The sequence below is a fragment of the Frigoribacterium sp. 2-23 genome (assembly GCF_049601585.1).
Lineage (GTDB): Bacteria > Actinomycetota > Actinomycetes > Actinomycetales > Microbacteriaceae > Frigoribacterium.
Genome location: NZ_CP187126.1, coordinates 2,032,231 through 2,046,392, shown reverse-complemented (window position 1 = coordinate 2,046,392; position 14,162 = coordinate 2,032,231). Strand labels below are relative to the sequence as shown.

General features: G+C 70.5%; 15 protein-coding genes. 7 read left to right on the top strand and 8 right to left on the bottom strand.

Annotation, left to right across the window (positions count from 1 at the left end):
- Positions 1 to 2 precede the first annotated feature (2 nt).
- Both ACPEEZ_RS09615 and ACPEEZ_RS09610 read right to left on the bottom strand, forming a co-directional pair.
- Positions 3 to 458 carry a hypothetical protein gene (locus ACPEEZ_RS09615; protein ID WP_423918030.1) on the bottom strand — a complete coding sequence of 152 codons (456 nt, stop codon included), beginning with the start codon at positions 456 to 458 and terminating at the stop codon, positions 3 to 5.
- A gap of 23 nt (positions 459 to 481) precedes the next feature.
- Positions 482 to 1,435: a LysR family transcriptional regulator ArgP gene (locus tag ACPEEZ_RS09610; RefSeq protein WP_423918028.1), complete on the bottom strand. Its 954-nt coding sequence runs from the start codon at positions 1,433 to 1,435 to the stop codon at positions 482 to 484.
- 78 nt (positions 1,436 to 1,513) lie between these two features.
- On the opposite strand from ACPEEZ_RS09610, the gene ACPEEZ_RS09605 reads away from it, so the two are divergent.
- Positions 1,514 to 2,149 (top strand): LysE/ArgO family amino acid transporter, encoded by a 636-nt coding sequence (locus tag ACPEEZ_RS09605; RefSeq protein ID WP_423918025.1) that lies wholly within the window; start codon positions 1,514 to 1,516, stop codon positions 2,147 to 2,149.
- 13 nt (positions 2,150 to 2,162) lie between these two features.
- On the opposite strand, the gene ACPEEZ_RS09600 is transcribed toward ACPEEZ_RS09605, so the two are convergent.
- From ACPEEZ_RS09600 to glgX, 3 genes are all read right to left on the bottom strand, one after another.
- Positions 2,163 to 2,465 (bottom strand): DUF1294 domain-containing protein, encoded by a 303-nt coding sequence (locus ACPEEZ_RS09600; RefSeq protein ID WP_423918022.1) that lies wholly within the window; start codon positions 2,463 to 2,465, stop codon positions 2,163 to 2,165.
- Positions 2,466 to 2,706: 241 nt separating this feature from the next.
- On the bottom strand, positions 2,707 to 3,195 hold the full coding sequence (ybaK, locus tag ACPEEZ_RS09595) for a Cys-tRNA(Pro) deacylase (RefSeq protein ID WP_423918020.1): 489 nt from the start codon (positions 3,193 to 3,195) through the stop codon (positions 2,707 to 2,709).
- Positions 3,192 to 5,411, bottom strand: coding sequence for a glycogen debranching protein GlgX (glgX, locus tag ACPEEZ_RS09590; protein ID WP_423918017.1), 2,220 nt, complete (start codon positions 5,409 to 5,411; stop codon positions 3,192 to 3,194). The genes ybaK and glgX overlap by 4 nt, the downstream gene beginning before the upstream one ends.
- Positions 5,412 to 5,475: 64 nt before the next feature.
- On the opposite strand from glgX, the gene ACPEEZ_RS09585 reads away from it, so the two are divergent.
- From ACPEEZ_RS09585 to ftsX, 6 genes are all read left to right on the top strand, one after another.
- Positions 5,476 to 6,642: a cysteine desulfurase family protein gene (locus tag ACPEEZ_RS09585; RefSeq protein ID WP_423918014.1), complete on the top strand. Its 1,167-nt coding sequence runs from the start codon at positions 5,476 to 5,478 to the stop codon at positions 6,640 to 6,642.
- Positions 6,643 to 7,148: 506 nt separating this feature from the next.
- On the top strand, positions 7,149 to 8,072 hold the full coding sequence (locus ACPEEZ_RS09580; RefSeq protein ID WP_423918011.1) for a hypothetical protein: 924 nt from the start codon (positions 7,149 to 7,151) through the stop codon (positions 8,070 to 8,072).
- A 76-nt stretch (positions 8,073 to 8,148) separates the two neighbouring features.
- Entirely contained in the window at positions 8,149 to 8,781 is a 633-nt protein-coding gene (locus ACPEEZ_RS09575; RefSeq protein WP_423918008.1) for a hypothetical protein, read from the top strand.
- 6 nt (positions 8,782 to 8,787) lie between these two features.
- Positions 8,788 to 9,894, top strand: coding sequence for a peptide chain release factor 2 (gene prfB, locus ACPEEZ_RS09570; RefSeq protein ID WP_423918005.1), 1,107 nt, complete (start codon positions 8,788 to 8,790; stop codon positions 9,892 to 9,894).
- A gap of 108 nt (positions 9,895 to 10,002) precedes the next feature.
- Positions 10,003 to 10,746 carry a cell division ATP-binding protein FtsE gene (ftsE, locus tag ACPEEZ_RS09565; protein WP_423918002.1) on the top strand — a complete coding sequence of 248 codons (744 nt, stop codon included), beginning with the start codon at positions 10,003 to 10,005 and terminating at the stop codon, positions 10,744 to 10,746.
- Complete coding sequence (ftsX, locus tag ACPEEZ_RS09560; RefSeq protein ID WP_423917999.1) at positions 10,743 to 11,657, top strand: permease-like cell division protein FtsX; 915 nt, start codon at positions 10,743 to 10,745, stop codon at positions 11,655 to 11,657. Before ftsE ends, ftsX begins: the two co-directional genes overlap by 4 nt.
- A 109-nt stretch (positions 11,658 to 11,766) precedes the next feature.
- Here ftsX and ACPEEZ_RS09555 read toward each other — a convergent pair whose 3' ends face one another.
- Genes ACPEEZ_RS09555 through ACPEEZ_RS09545 form a run of 3 tightly spaced genes read right to left on the bottom strand, consistent with a single transcriptional unit; the run spans position 11,767 to position 14,149 of the window.
- Entirely contained in the window at positions 11,767 to 12,162 is a 396-nt protein-coding gene (locus tag ACPEEZ_RS09555; protein ID WP_423917997.1) for a Rid family detoxifying hydrolase, read from the bottom strand.
- The gene (locus tag ACPEEZ_RS09550) at positions 12,159 to 13,343 is read right to left on the bottom strand and encodes an aminotransferase class V-fold PLP-dependent enzyme (RefSeq protein ID WP_423917994.1); all 1,185 of its coding nucleotides are present in this window, start codon (positions 13,341 to 13,343) and stop codon (positions 12,159 to 12,161) included. The genes ACPEEZ_RS09555 and ACPEEZ_RS09550 overlap by 4 nt, the downstream gene beginning before the upstream one ends.
- Positions 13,340 to 14,149: an amino acid ABC transporter ATP-binding protein gene (locus ACPEEZ_RS09545; protein ID WP_423924226.1), complete on the bottom strand. Its 810-nt coding sequence runs from the start codon at positions 14,147 to 14,149 to the stop codon at positions 13,340 to 13,342. The genes ACPEEZ_RS09550 and ACPEEZ_RS09545 overlap by 4 nt, the downstream gene beginning before the upstream one ends.
- Between the last annotated feature and the right edge of the window lie 13 nt (positions 14,150 to 14,162).

Sequence of the window (14,162 nt, the reverse complement as noted above, 5' to 3'; positions counted from 1 at the left end):
CGTCAGGTCGAGTCGCGCGACGCGCGGACGCGCGGGAGGACGACGAGGACGCCGAGCACGACGAGCCCGGCGAACGCGAGCGCGGCGAGCAGCCAGGCGAGCCAGCTGCTCAGGGCGACGGCCGTGATCACGAAGGTAACCGTCACGATGAGCAGCAGCAGTGTGAGCACGAAGTACGCGTCGCCGCGGGGTGTGCCCGTGATTCGACCGCTCACGGCACCGTCGAGCGCATCATCGTGGGTCAGGGAGGCGCCCTCGGCGATGTCGGCGGGCGTCCCGCTGGCGAGGTGGGTGCCATAGGGCCAGACGACGATCAGGAACGTCGCGATCGGGCCGAGGAGGAGCGAGATCAGGAACCACGCCCACCGCGATCGCCGCTTCGACTGCGCCAACCCCGCATTGACCAGCGCCAGCACGCCCCACGACGGCGCGGCTCCATCCCACCCCGAGAAGTCCATGGAGCGACCCTAGCGGGCCGTCGTCACCCCGCGGCACCTCCGCGCGACGGGCGACGGAGCGCCTCCCTGGCCGCCGCCCGGACGGCGTCGGTCACGGCGTCGAGGAGATCGGAGCCGATCGTCCAGCGCTGCCAGTACAGGGGGACGTCGACGTGGTGCCGGGGCGAGAGCAGGACGAGGTCGCCCCGGTCGACCTCCGACCGGCACTGCTGCTCGGGCAGAAGGCCCCAGCCCAGCCCGAGGGTGACCGCGCGAGCGAAGTCGTGCGACGTGGGGACGAAGTGGCGCCGTGTCGAGACCTCGCCGACCGTCTCGGCGAGGTACCGCTGCTGCAGCCCGTCCTTGCGGTCGAAGTCGACCACGGGCGCCGCGGCGAGACGGGCGGCGCGAGCCGAGCCGCCGAGCCAGCGATCGCGGAAGCCGGGGGTGCAGACGGCGAGGTACCGCATGACCCCGAGGGGTTCGGTGCGGCAGCCCTGCACCGGGTCGGCCGTCGACGTCACGGCGGCCATGACCGTGCCCGAGCGCAGCAACGACGCCGTGTGCTCCTGGTCGTCGCGGTGCAGGTCGAACGTGACGGCGAGACCGGCGGGCACCCGCGCGAGCGCGTCGAGGAACCAGGTGCCGAGTGAGTCGGCGTTGACCGCCAGGGGCAGCGACACGACCTCGAGGGGCGAGTCGGTGTCCCCGGCGCCGTCGACGCCCGCGCTCCCCGAGATGCCGGGGCCGAGGAGGCGTGCGGCATCGGCGTCGAGCAGCACGACCTGGCGGGCGTAGCGCAGCAGCACGTCGCCCGCCTCCGTCGGCGTGACGGGGTTCGTGCGCTGTACGACGACCCGGCCCGCCTCCGACTCGAGCGCCTTGATGCGCTGCGAGACGGCCGAGGCCGTGACCCGGAGGCGCGTGGCGGCAGCGTCAAACGTCCCCTCGTCGACGAGGGCGACGAGCGTACGGAGCTGATCGAGCTGGAAGGCCATGGCTCGACATTAGCCCTGCTTAGGTCGATGCAGAATCTTTAGCTGTACGAATGTCTGCCCGATGGTTAGCGTCACCGTGTGACGTTCTCGACCACCTTCCTGCCCGCCCTCGTCGGTCTCGGCACGGGCCTCGCCCTGATCGTGGCGATCGGGTCGCAGAACGCGTTCCTCCTGCGACTCGGCATCGTGGGCCGGGCGCGGACGCTCGTTCCCGTCGTGCTCATCTGCGCCGTGTCGGACGCGGTGCTGATCGTGGCCGGTGTCGCGGGCGTCGGGGTCCTGATCCAGGCTGCGCCGGCCGTCATCGTGGTGGTGCGGGTGCTCGGCGCCGGCTTCCTGATCGTGTACGGGCTGCTCGCCGCGCGTCGAGCGATCAGGCCGGACGGCGACGCCGCGCTCGTGCCCGCCGGCGGTGGCGGTCTGCGCACGGGCGCGGCTGCCGCGACCGCCGTTGCCTTGACGTGGCTCAACCCGCACGTCTACCTCGACACGGTCGTCTTCCTCGGGTCGGTCGCGAACCAGCAGGGTGCCGACGAGCGCTGGTGGTGGGCCGGCGGCGCCATCGTGGCCAGCTTCGTATGGTTCTCGGCGCTGGGATTCGGCGCGCGCCTCCTCAGGCCGTTCTTCGCGCGGCCGGTGTCGTGGCGCATCCTCGACGGGCTCATCGCCGTCGTGATGATCGGCCTCGGGGTGCGCCTGGCGATCGGCGGGTAGCCGCGGGTCGCGCCTAGGCCGAGCTGCCGGGGAAGAACGGCAGCGGCACGAAGATCAGCACCGCCGCGATGTCGAAGAACACCGTCGCCCAGAAGCGCAGCTGGAAGGTCGTCTTGCGTGTCTTGTGGTGAAAGACGCGTTGCGCGATCAGGCCGCCGGGCCAGCCGCCGAGAAGACCCCAGACCAGGAGGGTCCGCTCCGAGACCCGGCTCTGTCGGGCGACGGCCGCCCGCTTGTCGGTGCGATACAGCACGAACGTAATGATGCTCGAGAACACGACGATCACGGCGACGACCTGCCAGAGGGGGATGCTCACCCGTCGAGCCTACGGGCCGGAGCCGGTCGCCCCGCCCGCCCCCCGCCCGGTCGCCCTCTCCGATCGATGTGTCGCGTCGGGTCGATGTTTCGCCCGAACATCGACCGGACGGGTCACATCGTCCGGCACGTCAGATCGATGTGTCGCGTCGGGTCGATGTTCCGTCCGATCATCGACCGAACGGGTCACTTCGTCTAGGGCGCGGAAGCCCAGGAGGCACGGGTCGGCCTCGCGAGGCCGGCTACGGCCGGGCGAGGGGCGCGGTCGTGCCGCCGGTCGCGCGCAGCAGGTCGACGGGAGCGATCTCGATGTCGAACCCGCGCCTCCCGCCCGACACGAAGATCGTGTCGAACAGGTCGGCCGTCTCGTCGAGGACGGTCGTCAGGGCTGTCTTCTGGCCGATCGGGCTGATGCCTCCGACGACGTAGCCGGTGCGGCGTTCGGCGAGGGACGGGTCGGCGAGCGAGGCCTTCTTCGCTCCGACGGCTGCGGCCAGCGCCTTGAGGTCGAGACGGCCGGTCACCGGCACGATGCCGACGACGAGACTGCCGTCGGCCTCGGCGACGAGGGTCTTGAAGACCTGCTCCTCGCTGAGGCCCAGCTCGGCCGCGGCCTCCTCGCCGAAGTTCGTCGCGGTGTCGTGGTGCTCGTAGGTGTGCGCCGTGAACGGGATGCCGAGCGCGGTGAGGGCGACCGTCGCGGGGGTGCCGGGGCCGGTCGGGCGGCTCATGCGGACTGCCCGGGCTCGGCGGCCGTGTCGGACACGGCGGCCGTGTCGGACGCGGCGTCGTCGCCGTCGGATGCGTCGTCGTCCCGGCCGACCCGCGCCTCCTCGTCGACGGTCTCGTGCTCAGCAGGCGTTTCGTGTCCAGCCGGCGCCTCCTGCTCGGCAGGCGCCGGGTCGACCGGCTCCTGCGAGCCGTCCGCCGAGAACACGACGACCGTCGGCCCGGAGACGAGCACCTCGTCACCGGCGGCGCACGTGTCGGGCAGCGAGGAGTCGTCGCTCGACCAGAGCGCGGTGTACGTCGTCACGTCGAGGTGCCGCGGCAGGGTCACCGACGTGCTCGTCTCGGCGCCGTGCACGACGACGAGCACCCGGTTGAACTCCTCGTGCTCGGGGGTCGACGAGGCCAGGTACTGCAGCGTACGGATGCGCGGATCGTTCCACTCGTCGGGGGCGAGCGCGCCGCCGAGGCGGCCGAACCAGTGGATGTCGTTGGCGCTCAGCGTGCACGCGCCGTCCACGCCGAAGCGGATCGGTCGCAGGGCGGGGTTCTCGGCGCGGACCTGGATGAGTCGCGCGACATCGTCGATCAGCGCCTCCTGCCAGGGGCTCGTCGACCAGTCGACCCAGGTGAGCTCGCTGTCGGTGCAGTAGCCGTTGTTGTTGCCGCGCTGGGTGCGGCCACGCTCGTCGCCCGCCGTGAGCATCGGCACGCCGCTCGACGTGAGCAGGGTCGCGAGCAGGTTGCGCATCGAGCGGCGTCGGGTGTCGCCGACCCAGGGGTTGTCGCTCGGCCCTTCGACACCGTGGTTGAACGAGCGGTTGTCGTCGGTGCCGTCGCGGTTGTCCTCGCCGTTGCTGAGGTTGTGCTTCGCGTCGTACGAGACGAGGTCGTTGAGAGTGAAGCCGTCGTGCGCCGTGACGAAGTTCACGCCGGCCAGGGGCCCGCGGTCGTGTGCGTAGATGTTGCTCGATCCGCTCAGCTTCGACGCGAAGCTGCCGAGACCGGTCGGCGGCAGCCCGTTCGAGCGCGCCGCCGCGACGTCGGTGAGCCAGAAGTCGCGGGCCCGGTTGCGGAACCGGTCGTTCCATTCGAGCCAGCCGTCGGGGAACGCCCCGGTCTGCCAGCCGCCCATGCCCACGTCCCACGGCTCGGCGATCATCTTCACGTCGGCGAGGCCCGGGTCCGTGACGATGTCGGTGAGCAGCGGGTGCTGCGGATCGAACACGTGGTTCGCGCCGCGGCCGAGCGTCGCGGCGAGGTCGAAGCGGAACCCGTCGATCTGCATCTCGTTCGCCCAGTAGCGCAGCGAGTCGAGCACCAGGCGGTGCGCGGCAGGGGTGCTCGTGTCGAGGGAGTTGCCGCAGCCTGTGACGTCGACGGGTCGACCGTCCGCGTCGTGCCGGTAATACGCCGAGCCGTCGAGGCCGCGCAGGCTCGTGACCGGGCCGCCGTCCTCTCCCTCCTCGGCCGTGTGGTTGTAGACGACGTCGAGGTAGACCTCGATGCCGGCCTCGTGCAGGAGGCGCACCATGCCCTTGAACTCGCGGGTCACGGCGGAGGCGCCGGAGAGTTGTGCATCGCGGCTCGCGTACGCCGCGTGCGGGGCGAAGAACGACAGCGTGTTGTAGCCCCAGTAGTTCTCGATGCCCTGCGCGACGAGGCGCTGCTCGTCGACGTGCTGGTGCACCGGCAGCAGCTGGACGGCGGTCACGCCGAGGCGCTTCAGGTAGGCGATGGTCGACTCGTGCGCGAGGCCGGCGTAGCTGCCGCGGAGCTCGTCGGGCACGAGCGGGGCGAGCCGGGTCAGACCACGGACGTGCGCCTCGTAGATCACCGTGCGGTCGAGAGGGGTCTTCGGCTTGGAGACACCGCCCCAGTCGAACGTCTCGTCGATGATCGTCGAGCGGTAGTCGCCGCGGCCGGTACGACCGAGCCCGCGCGAGTACGGGTCGATCAGGTTCTGCTCGGGGTCGAACCGGTTGCCGGGCGCGTCGACGCCGTCGGCCCGGACCCAGTAGCGGCGACCCGGGACGAGGAGGGGATCGGTGCCCCGCCAGACGCCGTGCTCGTCGCGGACCATCGGGACGACCCGGTCGTGCGGAGCGTCGTCGATGACGAGTTCCATGCGGGTCGCGGAGCCCGACCACACGCTGATCGTGGTCCCGTCCGGCCCACGGCGTGCGCCGAGGTCGGAGAAGGGATCGGTGTCGGACACGCGTCTTAGAGTAGAGGAGAGGGCGCCGACCCTCGATTCGACAGCAGACGAGGAGGCGCGGCCCATGACCGTCTATCTGGATCACGCCGCCACGACGCCGATGCACCCCGAGGCCATCGCCGCGTACGCGGCGGCCCTCGGCACGGTCGGCAACCCGTCCTCCATCCACAGCGCCGGGCAGAACGCGAAACGCGTCCTCGAGGAGGCGCGGGAACGGGTCGCCGCGACCCTCGGCTGCGATGCCATCGAGATCGTCTTCACGTCCGGCGGCACCGAGTCGATCAACCTGGCGATCAAGGGTCTCTGGTGGGCGAGGCAGGCCGAACGGCCGCGCCCGCGCCTCCTCGTCCCGGCTGGGGAGCACCACGCCACCGTCGACACCGTCGAGTGGCTCGAGCGGTACGAGGGGGCCGTCGTCGAGTGGATCCCACTCGACGCCGAGGGTCGCGTGCAGGTCGACGCACTCGCCGCGGCTCTCGAGGCCCACGACGACGTCGCCCTCGTGAGTCTGCTCTGGGCCAACAACGAGGTCGGCACGATGCAGCCCGTCGCCGAGGTCGTCGCGCTCGCCGCGGCCCACGGGGTGCCCGTGCACGCCGACGCCGTCGCGGCCTACGGCCAGGTGCCGATCGACTTCGCGTCGACGGGGCTGGCGGCGCTCAGCGTGAGCGCCCACAAGATCGGCGGTCCGATCGGCATCGGCGCCCTCGTGCTGTCGCGGACGGCGACCGTCGTGCCGCTCATCCACGGCGGCGGGCAGCAGCGGCAGGTGCGCTCGGGAACGCAGGACGCCCCGGCCGCCGTCGCGTTCGCCGTCGCGGCCGAGCACCCCCACGCCGACCTGGCCCCGCTGCGCGATCGCGTGGTCGCCGGTGTCCGCGCCGCCGTGCCGGGGGCCGTGTTGCGCGGCGACCCCGTCGACCGGTTGCCGAGCAACGCGCACTTCACGTTCGAGGGCTGCGAGGGCGACTCGCTGCTGTTCCTGCTCGATGCCGCGGGCGTGAGCGTCTCGACCGGGTCGGCGTGCCAGGCGGGCATCCCCGAGCCGTCGCACGTCCTGCTCGCGATGGGGCTGACCGACGACGAGGCGCGCGGAGCGATCCGCGTCACCGTGGGGCACACGACGACCGAGGCCGACGTCGACGCGCTCGTCGCCGCGCTGCCCGACGCCGTCGCGCGGGCGTCCCGGGCCGGATACGCCGACCGGGCGCCGCTGCTCGGGCACCGCTGAGCGCGCCGCCGCTCAACGAAGTGTCGCGTCGGGTTGATGTTCTGTCGAGACATCGACCGGACGGGTCACTTCGTTCGAGGGGTCGAGGGGTCGAGTCCTGCCTGAATCGATGTGTCGCGTCGGGCTGATGTTCTGTCGAGACATCGACCGAACGGGTCACTTCGTTCGGGGGGGTTCGAGGGGTCGGGTCCTGCCTGAATCGAAGTGTCGCGTCGGGTTGATGTTCTGTCGAGACATCGACCGGACGGGTCACTTCGTTCGAGGGGGGTCGGGGGGTCGGGTCCTGCCTGAATCGATGTGTCGCGTCGGGTTGATGTTCTGTCGAAACATCGACCGGACGGGTCACTTCGTTTGAGGGGTCGAGGGGTCGAGGGGTCGAGGGGTCGAGCGGTCGAGGCCCGGCTCCGAGGGGCACGAGTACTCCACAGACCCGAGGAGGCACGGGTCGTCCACAGTCCGCACCTCGCGACGCGCAGACCCCCGCCTCCGTCCGCGACCCTCGTCCCATGCGCCGTCAGAGTCTCCCCGCACCCTTCTCCGCCCGGGCCTTCTCGACCCGCGAGGCGCTCGCCGCGGGCGTGCCCCCGACGCGCCTCCGGGCGTCCGATCTCCGCGCGCCGCATCGCGGCGTCCGCGTCGTCGGCGAGCCCCAATCGCTGCTCGACCGCTGCCGCGAGCTCGCGCCCCTGCTCGCGCCCGACGAGTACTTCGCGCACGTCACGGCCCTCGGCCTGTTCGGCGTGCCGCTGCCCTGGCGGGCGCCTGCCGCCGCGCTGCACGTCGGTCGACCCTCGGGCGCTCCCGGGCGGCAACGGCGGCGACCCGGAGTCATCGGGCACAAGCTGGCGCCGGCTGACCTCCTCGACCTGGACGGGCTCTCCGTTGTGTCGCCGGTCGACGCGTGGCTGCAATCCGCTGCGCACCTCCGACTCGACGACCTCGTCCAGCTCGGTGACTCACTCGTCGGCAGCTGGGCGGAGGCCTCCGAAGTAGCGCAGGGGCTGCCCCTCGACCAGCTCGAAGATGCCGTAGACACAGCGAAGGGGCGGCCGGGTGTTGCCCTTCTGCGCGAGGCGATCACGCTCGTCCGGCCCGGTGTCGAGTCGCCGAAGGAGACAGCCCTGCGGTTGCTGCTCGTCCGCGCCGGCCTCCCCGAGCCCGAGATCAACGTCGAGCGTTTCGGCGCCGACGGCAGCTATCTCGGCAAGCCCGACCTGAGCTACTCGTGGTGCAAGGTCGCCCTCGAGTACGAGGGTGACGAGCACCGCCGCGATCGAGAGCGCTGGCAACGCGACATCACACGACGAGAGCGCTTCGAGCATCACGGTTGGCGCGTGGTCCGGGTCACCGAGCGTGACCTCCACCCGCCATACGATCGCCGGTTGCTCGACCGGGTAGCCCGTCTCGTGAACACGGCCGCACCGAGATGACCCGTTCAGCCGATGTCGCGTCGGAACATGCGCCGAAGGGGTCATTTCGTTCGAAAGAGACGGGCATACTCGGGCGATGCAGCTCTATGCGGCCTCCGCCTCCGTCCGCGCCCGCCAGATCACCGCCGATGTGATCTCGGTGGCCGCGATCGTCGTCTTCGTGCTGTGCGGCGTCGCGACGGGATCGGCGGTCGCCGCGTTCGGCGACTGGGGTCGACAGGTCGAGGAGGCGGGTCTCGGCTTCCAGGGCACCATGCGTCAGGCGGCCGGTGCCCTGGGCGACGTGCCCCTGCTCGGTGGTGCCGTGAGCCGCCCCTTCGACGGCGCCGGCGACGCGGCCGGGACACTCGTCGACGCCGGACGCGAGCAGCAGCGGGCCGTGACCACCGCCTCCGTGGTGTCGGGTCTCGCCGTGGCCGTCGTGCCGAGTGCGATCGTGGTGACCGTCTGGTTGCGGAGGCGTCTCGCGTTCGTACGCCGCGCCTCCTCGGCTCGCCGCCTCCTGTCGACCGCGGGCGGCGACGACCTGCTCGCGCTGCAGGCGCTCGGGCGACGCGACCAGCTCGGCCTGGTCGACGTCGTGCCCGATCCGGTCGCCGCGTGGCGGTCGGGGGACCCGACGGCGGTCCGGGCGCTCGCCGACCTGACGTTGCGCGATCTGGGCGTGCGGCGGCCCCGTCCGGAGGCGCGCGCACTCCCGGTAGACTGACCCACCATGATCGCGTTGGACTTCTCGGAGCAGATTGCCGCCCTCAGGGGCACGTTCGAAGACATCCGAGCGGTGATCGGACAGGACCGGCTCGTCAAGGAGATCGCCGATCTGAGCGAGCAGGCGTCCGCCCCCGATCTGTGGGACGACACCGAGAACGCCCAGAAGGTCACGAGCGCACTCAGCCACCGTCAGGCCGAGCTCGAGAAGCTCGAGACGACCGAGCAGCGTCTCGACGACCTCGAGGTGCTCGTCGAGATGGCCAACGACGGCGACGACCAGGAGAGCGCCGACGAGGCGCACACCGAGCTGGCGGCCCTGCAGAAGATGATGGACACGCTCGAGGTCCAGACCCTGCTCGACGGCGAGTACGACCCGCGCCCCGCGGTCATCACGATCCGTGCCGGTGCCGGTGGCGTCGACGCCGCCGACTTCGCCGAGATGCTGTTGCGCATGTACCTGCGCTACGCCGAGAAGCACGGCATGTCCGCCACGGTCATGGACACGAGCTACGCCGAAGAGGCCGGTATCAAGAGCGCGACGTTCGAGATCGACGCGCCCTACGCGTTCGGCACGCTGAGCGTCGAGGCCGGCACGCACCGACTCGTGCGCATGAGCCCGTTCGGTGCGGCCGGTAAGCGCCAGACCAGCTTCGCGGCGGTCGAGGTCATCCCGCTGATGGAGGAGACCGAGTCGATCGACATCCCCGAGAACGACATCCGCGTCGACGTCTTCCGTTCGTCGGGCCCCGGCGGCCAGTCCGTCAACACGACCGACTCGGCCGTGCGTCTGACCCACATCCCGACCGGCACCGTGGTCTCGATGCAGAACGAGAAGAGCCAGATCCAGAACCGGGCCGCGGCCATGCGCGTTCTGCAGTCGCGCCTCCTGCTGTTGCAGAAGGAGGCGGAGAACGCCAAGAAGAAGGAGCTCGCCGGCACCATCACGGCGAGCTGGGGCGACCAGATCCGCAGCTACGTGCTCGCGCCGTACCAGATGGTCAAGGACCTGCGCAGCGAGCACGAGGTCAACAACCCGACGAACGTGTTCGACGGCGACCTCGACGGGTTCATCTCGGCCGGCATCCGCTGGCGCAAGCGCAAGGACGACTAGCGCGTCGTCGCATCGGCCGATCCGCCGCGTGCAGCGGATTCATAGGCGGGACGGGCGGGCGAGTCGCTCGCGAATCTGCGGTCGACCCCGCTTAGGGTGATCCCCGTCATGATTCGGTTTGATGAAGTCACCAAGGTCTACTCCGGCAACCCCCGGCCGGCGCTGAACGCCGTCACCCTCGAGATCCTCAAGGGTGAGTTCGTGTTCCTCGTCGGTGCGAGCGGTTCGGGCAAGTCGAGTTTCTTGCGCCTCGTGCTGAAAGAGGAGAAGCCCTCGAAGGGGCAGATCCACGTTCTCGGCCAGCGTCTCGGAACCCTGTCGAGCCGCAAGGTCCCGTACTTCCGTCGCAACCTCGGTGTCGTCTTCCAGGACTTCCGTCTGCTGCCGCAGAAGAACGTCTTCGACAACGTCGCGTTCAGTCTGCAGGTGATCGGCAAGAGCAAGGGCTTCATCCAAGAGGCCGTGCCCGACGTGCTCAAGATGGTCGGCCTGGTCGGCAAGCAGCACCGCCTGCCGCACGAGCTGTCCGGTGGCGAGCAGCAGCGTGTCGCCATCGCGCGCGCGATCGTCAACAAGCCGTCGATCCTCCTCGCGGACGAGCCGACCGGTAACCTCGACCCCTCCACCAGCGCCGGCATCATGACCCTGCTCGAGCGCATCAACGCCTCGGGCACCACCGTCATCATGGCGACCCACGACGCCGGCATCGTCGACCAGATGCGCCGTCGCGTCATCGAGCTCTCGGCCGGCAACATCCTGCGCGACGAGCGTCACGCCGGCTACCAGACCCAGGCGGTGCCCATCCAGGCCATCGGGGTCGAAGACCTGAGCCTGAGAGGGGCCGACGAATGAGATTCGGACTCGTCCTCAGCGAGGTCGGCAGCGGACTGCGGCGCAATGCGTCGATGGTCATCTCCGTCGTCCTCGTCACCTTCATCTCGCTGACGTTCGTCGGCACGGCGGCTCTGCTGCAGATGCAGATCAACCAGATGAAGGGCTATTGGTACGACAAGGCCCAGGTCGCCGTCTACCTCTGCACCGACACCGATACGACCGGCAACTGCACGGGGGCGAAGGCCACGCAGGACCAGATCGACGCCGTCAAGGCGCAGCTCTCGGGCGATGTGCTGAAGCCGTTCGTCGACCGCGACTACTTCGAGACGCAGCAGCAGGCCTACGACCGCTTCAAGCAGCAGTTCGCCGACAGCCCCGCGACCGAGTTCGTCCAGCCCTCGTACCTGAACGAGACGTTCTGGGTGAACCTCAAGGACCCGACCCAGTCCGACGTGCTGAAGGAGAGCCTGTCCGGTCTCGCCGGCGTGCAGAGCGTCGTCGATCAGCGCGGCTACCTCGACCCCATCTTCAGCGTGCTCAACGCGGCGAGTTACACGGCGATCGGAATCGCGTCGCTGATGCTGATCGCCGCCGTCCTGCTGATCGCGACGACCATCCGGTTGAGCGCGTTCAGTCGACGGCGAGAGCTCGGCATCATGCGGCTGGTGGGTGCGTCGAACCGGTTCATCCAGACACCCTTCATCCTCGAGGGCGTGATCGCCGCGCTCGTGGGATCGGTTCTGGCGGGCGGAGCGATCATCGCGATCGTCAACTTCTTCGTCAAGGGCTACCTGGCGGTGAACTTCCAGGGCACACCGTTCGTCGGCCTTCGTGACACGGCGATCGTGGTGCCACTCGTCATCGTGATCGGCATCGTGCTGGCGGCGCTCTCGGCGAACGTGGCGATCCGTCGCTACCTGAAGGTCTAGCGCGCGCCGCCGCTCGCGACACACGCGACAAGGGACGAAACACCCACGGGCCCGTGGGTGTTTCGTCCCTTTCCGTGTGTCCAGGCGACCCGAGGAGGCGCGGTGCGGCTCAGCGGACGGCCACCGCCACGAACTCGATCTCGACCCGCGCGCCGCGAGGCAGAGCGGCGACCTGGTAGGCGGCACGAGCAGGCAGGACACCCGCGGCGAAGACCTCGGCGTACGCCTCGTTGACGGCGGCGAAGTCGGCGATGTCGGCGAGCAGCACCGTCGTCTTCACGACGTGCTCGATGCCCGAGCCCGAGGCCTCCAGGATGGCCGCGCCGTTGCGGAGCGACTGGGCCGCCTCGTCGCGGACGTCCGGCCCGGCGAACTCACCTGTCGCGGGGTCGATCGGCAGCTGTCCTGAGACGAAGACGAGGTCGCCGGCGCGCACGGCCTGCGAATAGGCGCCGATGGCCGCGGGGGCCTGGTCGGTGTGGATCGAACGGACGTCGAGGCTCATGCGGTTTCTCCTAGGACGGTCATGACCGCGTCGATCGCGGCCGGAGTGGTCGTGGCGTGCACGCTGAAGCGGATGCGGTCGTCGCCGTGCAGGGTCGCGGTGATCCCGGCGCTGTCGAGCCGGGCGTGGACGGCTGCCGCATCGCCCGCGGGGCGCCCGAGCACGACGATGCCGGCCCGTTCGTGCGCCGACCGAGGCGACAGCACCCGGTGGCCCCCCACCTCCAGCCGGTTCACGAACGTGCTGACCGTGTTCTCGATCAGCCCTTCGATGGTCGAGATGCCGACCGACTCGACCTGTTCGAGGGCGGTGGCGAGGGCCCCCGACGCGAACGGCGAGCCGTTCGTGATCGAGAGGCGTTGCGCACCCGGCAGCAGCTCGTGCGGCACGCCGTCGTAGCGCGTCACGCCCTCGACGCCGGTCCAGCCGCTGACGACCGGCCGGAGGCGCGCGAGGGCCCGCGACGAGAGCGCCACGAAGCCGGTGCCCCAGCCGGCACGCAGCCACTTCTGCCCGCCGACGACGAGCGCGTCGGCGGCCGTCCAGTCGGCCTCGATCACACCGAAGCCCTGGATGCCGTCGACGATCAACAGCCGGTCTCCGACGACGGCCCGGAGGCCTACGAGGTCGGCACGGTAGCCCGTGCGGAAGTCGACGGCGCTGACGGCGACGGCCACGGTGTCGGGGAACAGCTCGAGGGCGGCGGCGACGCGGTCGGGTGTGACCGGGTCGAGAGGGTGTGCCTCACTGGCGAGCCCGGGCCCGGCGAGCCCGGACCCGCCGAACCCGGACCCCTGTGCGGGCAGCGGCTGCACCGTCAGCCGCCCGGCCTCCTCGGCACGCCACCAGGCGTAGAGGTTCGACGGGAACTCGGCCGTGCTCACGAGCACCCGGCCCTGCGGCACCCCGAACGCGATCTGCAGCAGGCCGAGCGACGTGCTGCTCGTGAGTGCCACCGCCGAGCGGTCGAACCCGGTCAGTCGGGCGACGGCCGCGAGGGCGCGCTCGTCCTCGGCGTGGAGACCGGAGGAGGGCACACCCTCGCCGGCCTGCGTGGCGAGGCGGGTGATCGTCTCGACGACGGGTCGCGACGGGGGACCGTAGCTGCCGAAGTTGAGGTACCCGACGGGCTCGGAGAACGACGCGAGGTACTCGTCGCCTGCAGCTGGACCGGCCGTCACGCCAGCACTCGCTGCAGGAACTGCTGCGTGCGCGCCTCGCGCGGTGCACCGAGCACCTGCTCGACCGAGCCCTGCTCGACGATCCCCGCGTCGGCCATGAAGATGACGCGGTCGGCGACCTCGCGGGCGAACGCGATCTCGTGGGTGACGACGAGCATGGTCATGCCGTCGCGGGCGAGGTCGCCCATGACGCGCAGCACCTCGCCGACGAGCTCGGGGTCGAGCGCCGACGTCGGCTCGTCGAACAGCAGGAAGAGCGGCTTCATCGCGACGGCCCGGGCGATCGCCACGCGCTGACGCTGACCGCCCGACAGCTGACCCGGGTAGGCGTCGACCTTGTCGCCGAGACCGACTCGTTCGAGGATCTCGACCGCTTCGGCCTTGACCTGCTTGGCGGGGCGCCGCTGCACCCGGACCGGCCCCTCCATGATGTTGCCCAGCACCGTCAGGTGCGGGAACAGATTGAAGTGCTGGAACACCATGCCGGTCTTCGCGCGCTGGGCCGACAGCTTGCGTTCGGTCAGCTCGTAGAGCTTGTCGCCGCGGAGCTCGAAGCCCATCGGTTCGCCACCCACCCAGACCTCGCCCGTGTCGGGCTCCTCGAGGCGGTTGAGCGTGCGCAGGAAGGTCGACTTGCCGGCACCGGACGGCCCGATGATGCAGACCACCTCGCCGCTGTGCACGGTGAGCGACACGTCGCGCAGCACCTCGTGGCTGCCGTACGACTTGCCGACACCGATGGCCTCGAGCACCGGGGTGCCCGTGGGCACGGGGGTGCCAGAAGGCACGGGTGCGCCGGCAGGCACGCCCGTAGGGGAC

What these genes read in the sequence shown, in the direction of transcription:
- ybaK (WP_423918020.1), bottom strand. Translation starts at nt 3,195, where the DNA reads ATGAGCCGCCCGACCGGCCCCGGCACCCCCGCGACGGTCGCCCTCACC.
- ACPEEZ_RS09575 (WP_423918008.1), top strand. Translation starts at nt 8,149, where the DNA reads ATGCAGCTCTATGCGGCCTCCGCCTCCGTCCGCGCCCGCCAGATCACC.
- ACPEEZ_RS09610 (WP_423918028.1), bottom strand. Translation starts at nt 1,435, where the DNA reads ATGGCCTTCCAGCTCGATCAGCTCCGTACGCTCGTCGCCCTCGTCGAC.
- ACPEEZ_RS09615 (WP_423918030.1), bottom strand. Translation starts at nt 458, where the DNA reads ATGGACTTCTCGGGGTGGGATGGAGCCGCGCCGTCGTGGGGCGTGCTG.
- ftsX (WP_423917999.1), top strand. Translation starts at nt 10,743, where the DNA reads ATGAGATTCGGACTCGTCCTCAGCGAGGTCGGCAGCGGACTGCGGCGC.
- ACPEEZ_RS09585 (WP_423918014.1), top strand. Translation starts at nt 5,476, where the DNA reads ATGACCGTCTATCTGGATCACGCCGCCACGACGCCGATGCACCCCGAG.
- prfB (WP_423918005.1), top strand. Translation starts at nt 8,788, where the DNA reads ATGATCGCGTTGGACTTCTCGGAGCAGATTGCCGCCCTCAGGGGCACG.
- ACPEEZ_RS09555 (WP_423917997.1), bottom strand. Translation starts at nt 12,162, where the DNA reads ATGAGCCTCGACGTCCGTTCGATCCACACCGACCAGGCCCCCGCGGCC.
- ACPEEZ_RS09580 (WP_423918011.1), top strand. Translation starts at nt 7,149, where the DNA reads ATGCGCCGTCAGAGTCTCCCCGCACCCTTCTCCGCCCGGGCCTTCTCG.
- ftsE (WP_423918002.1), top strand. Translation starts at nt 10,003, where the DNA reads ATGATTCGGTTTGATGAAGTCACCAAGGTCTACTCCGGCAACCCCCGG.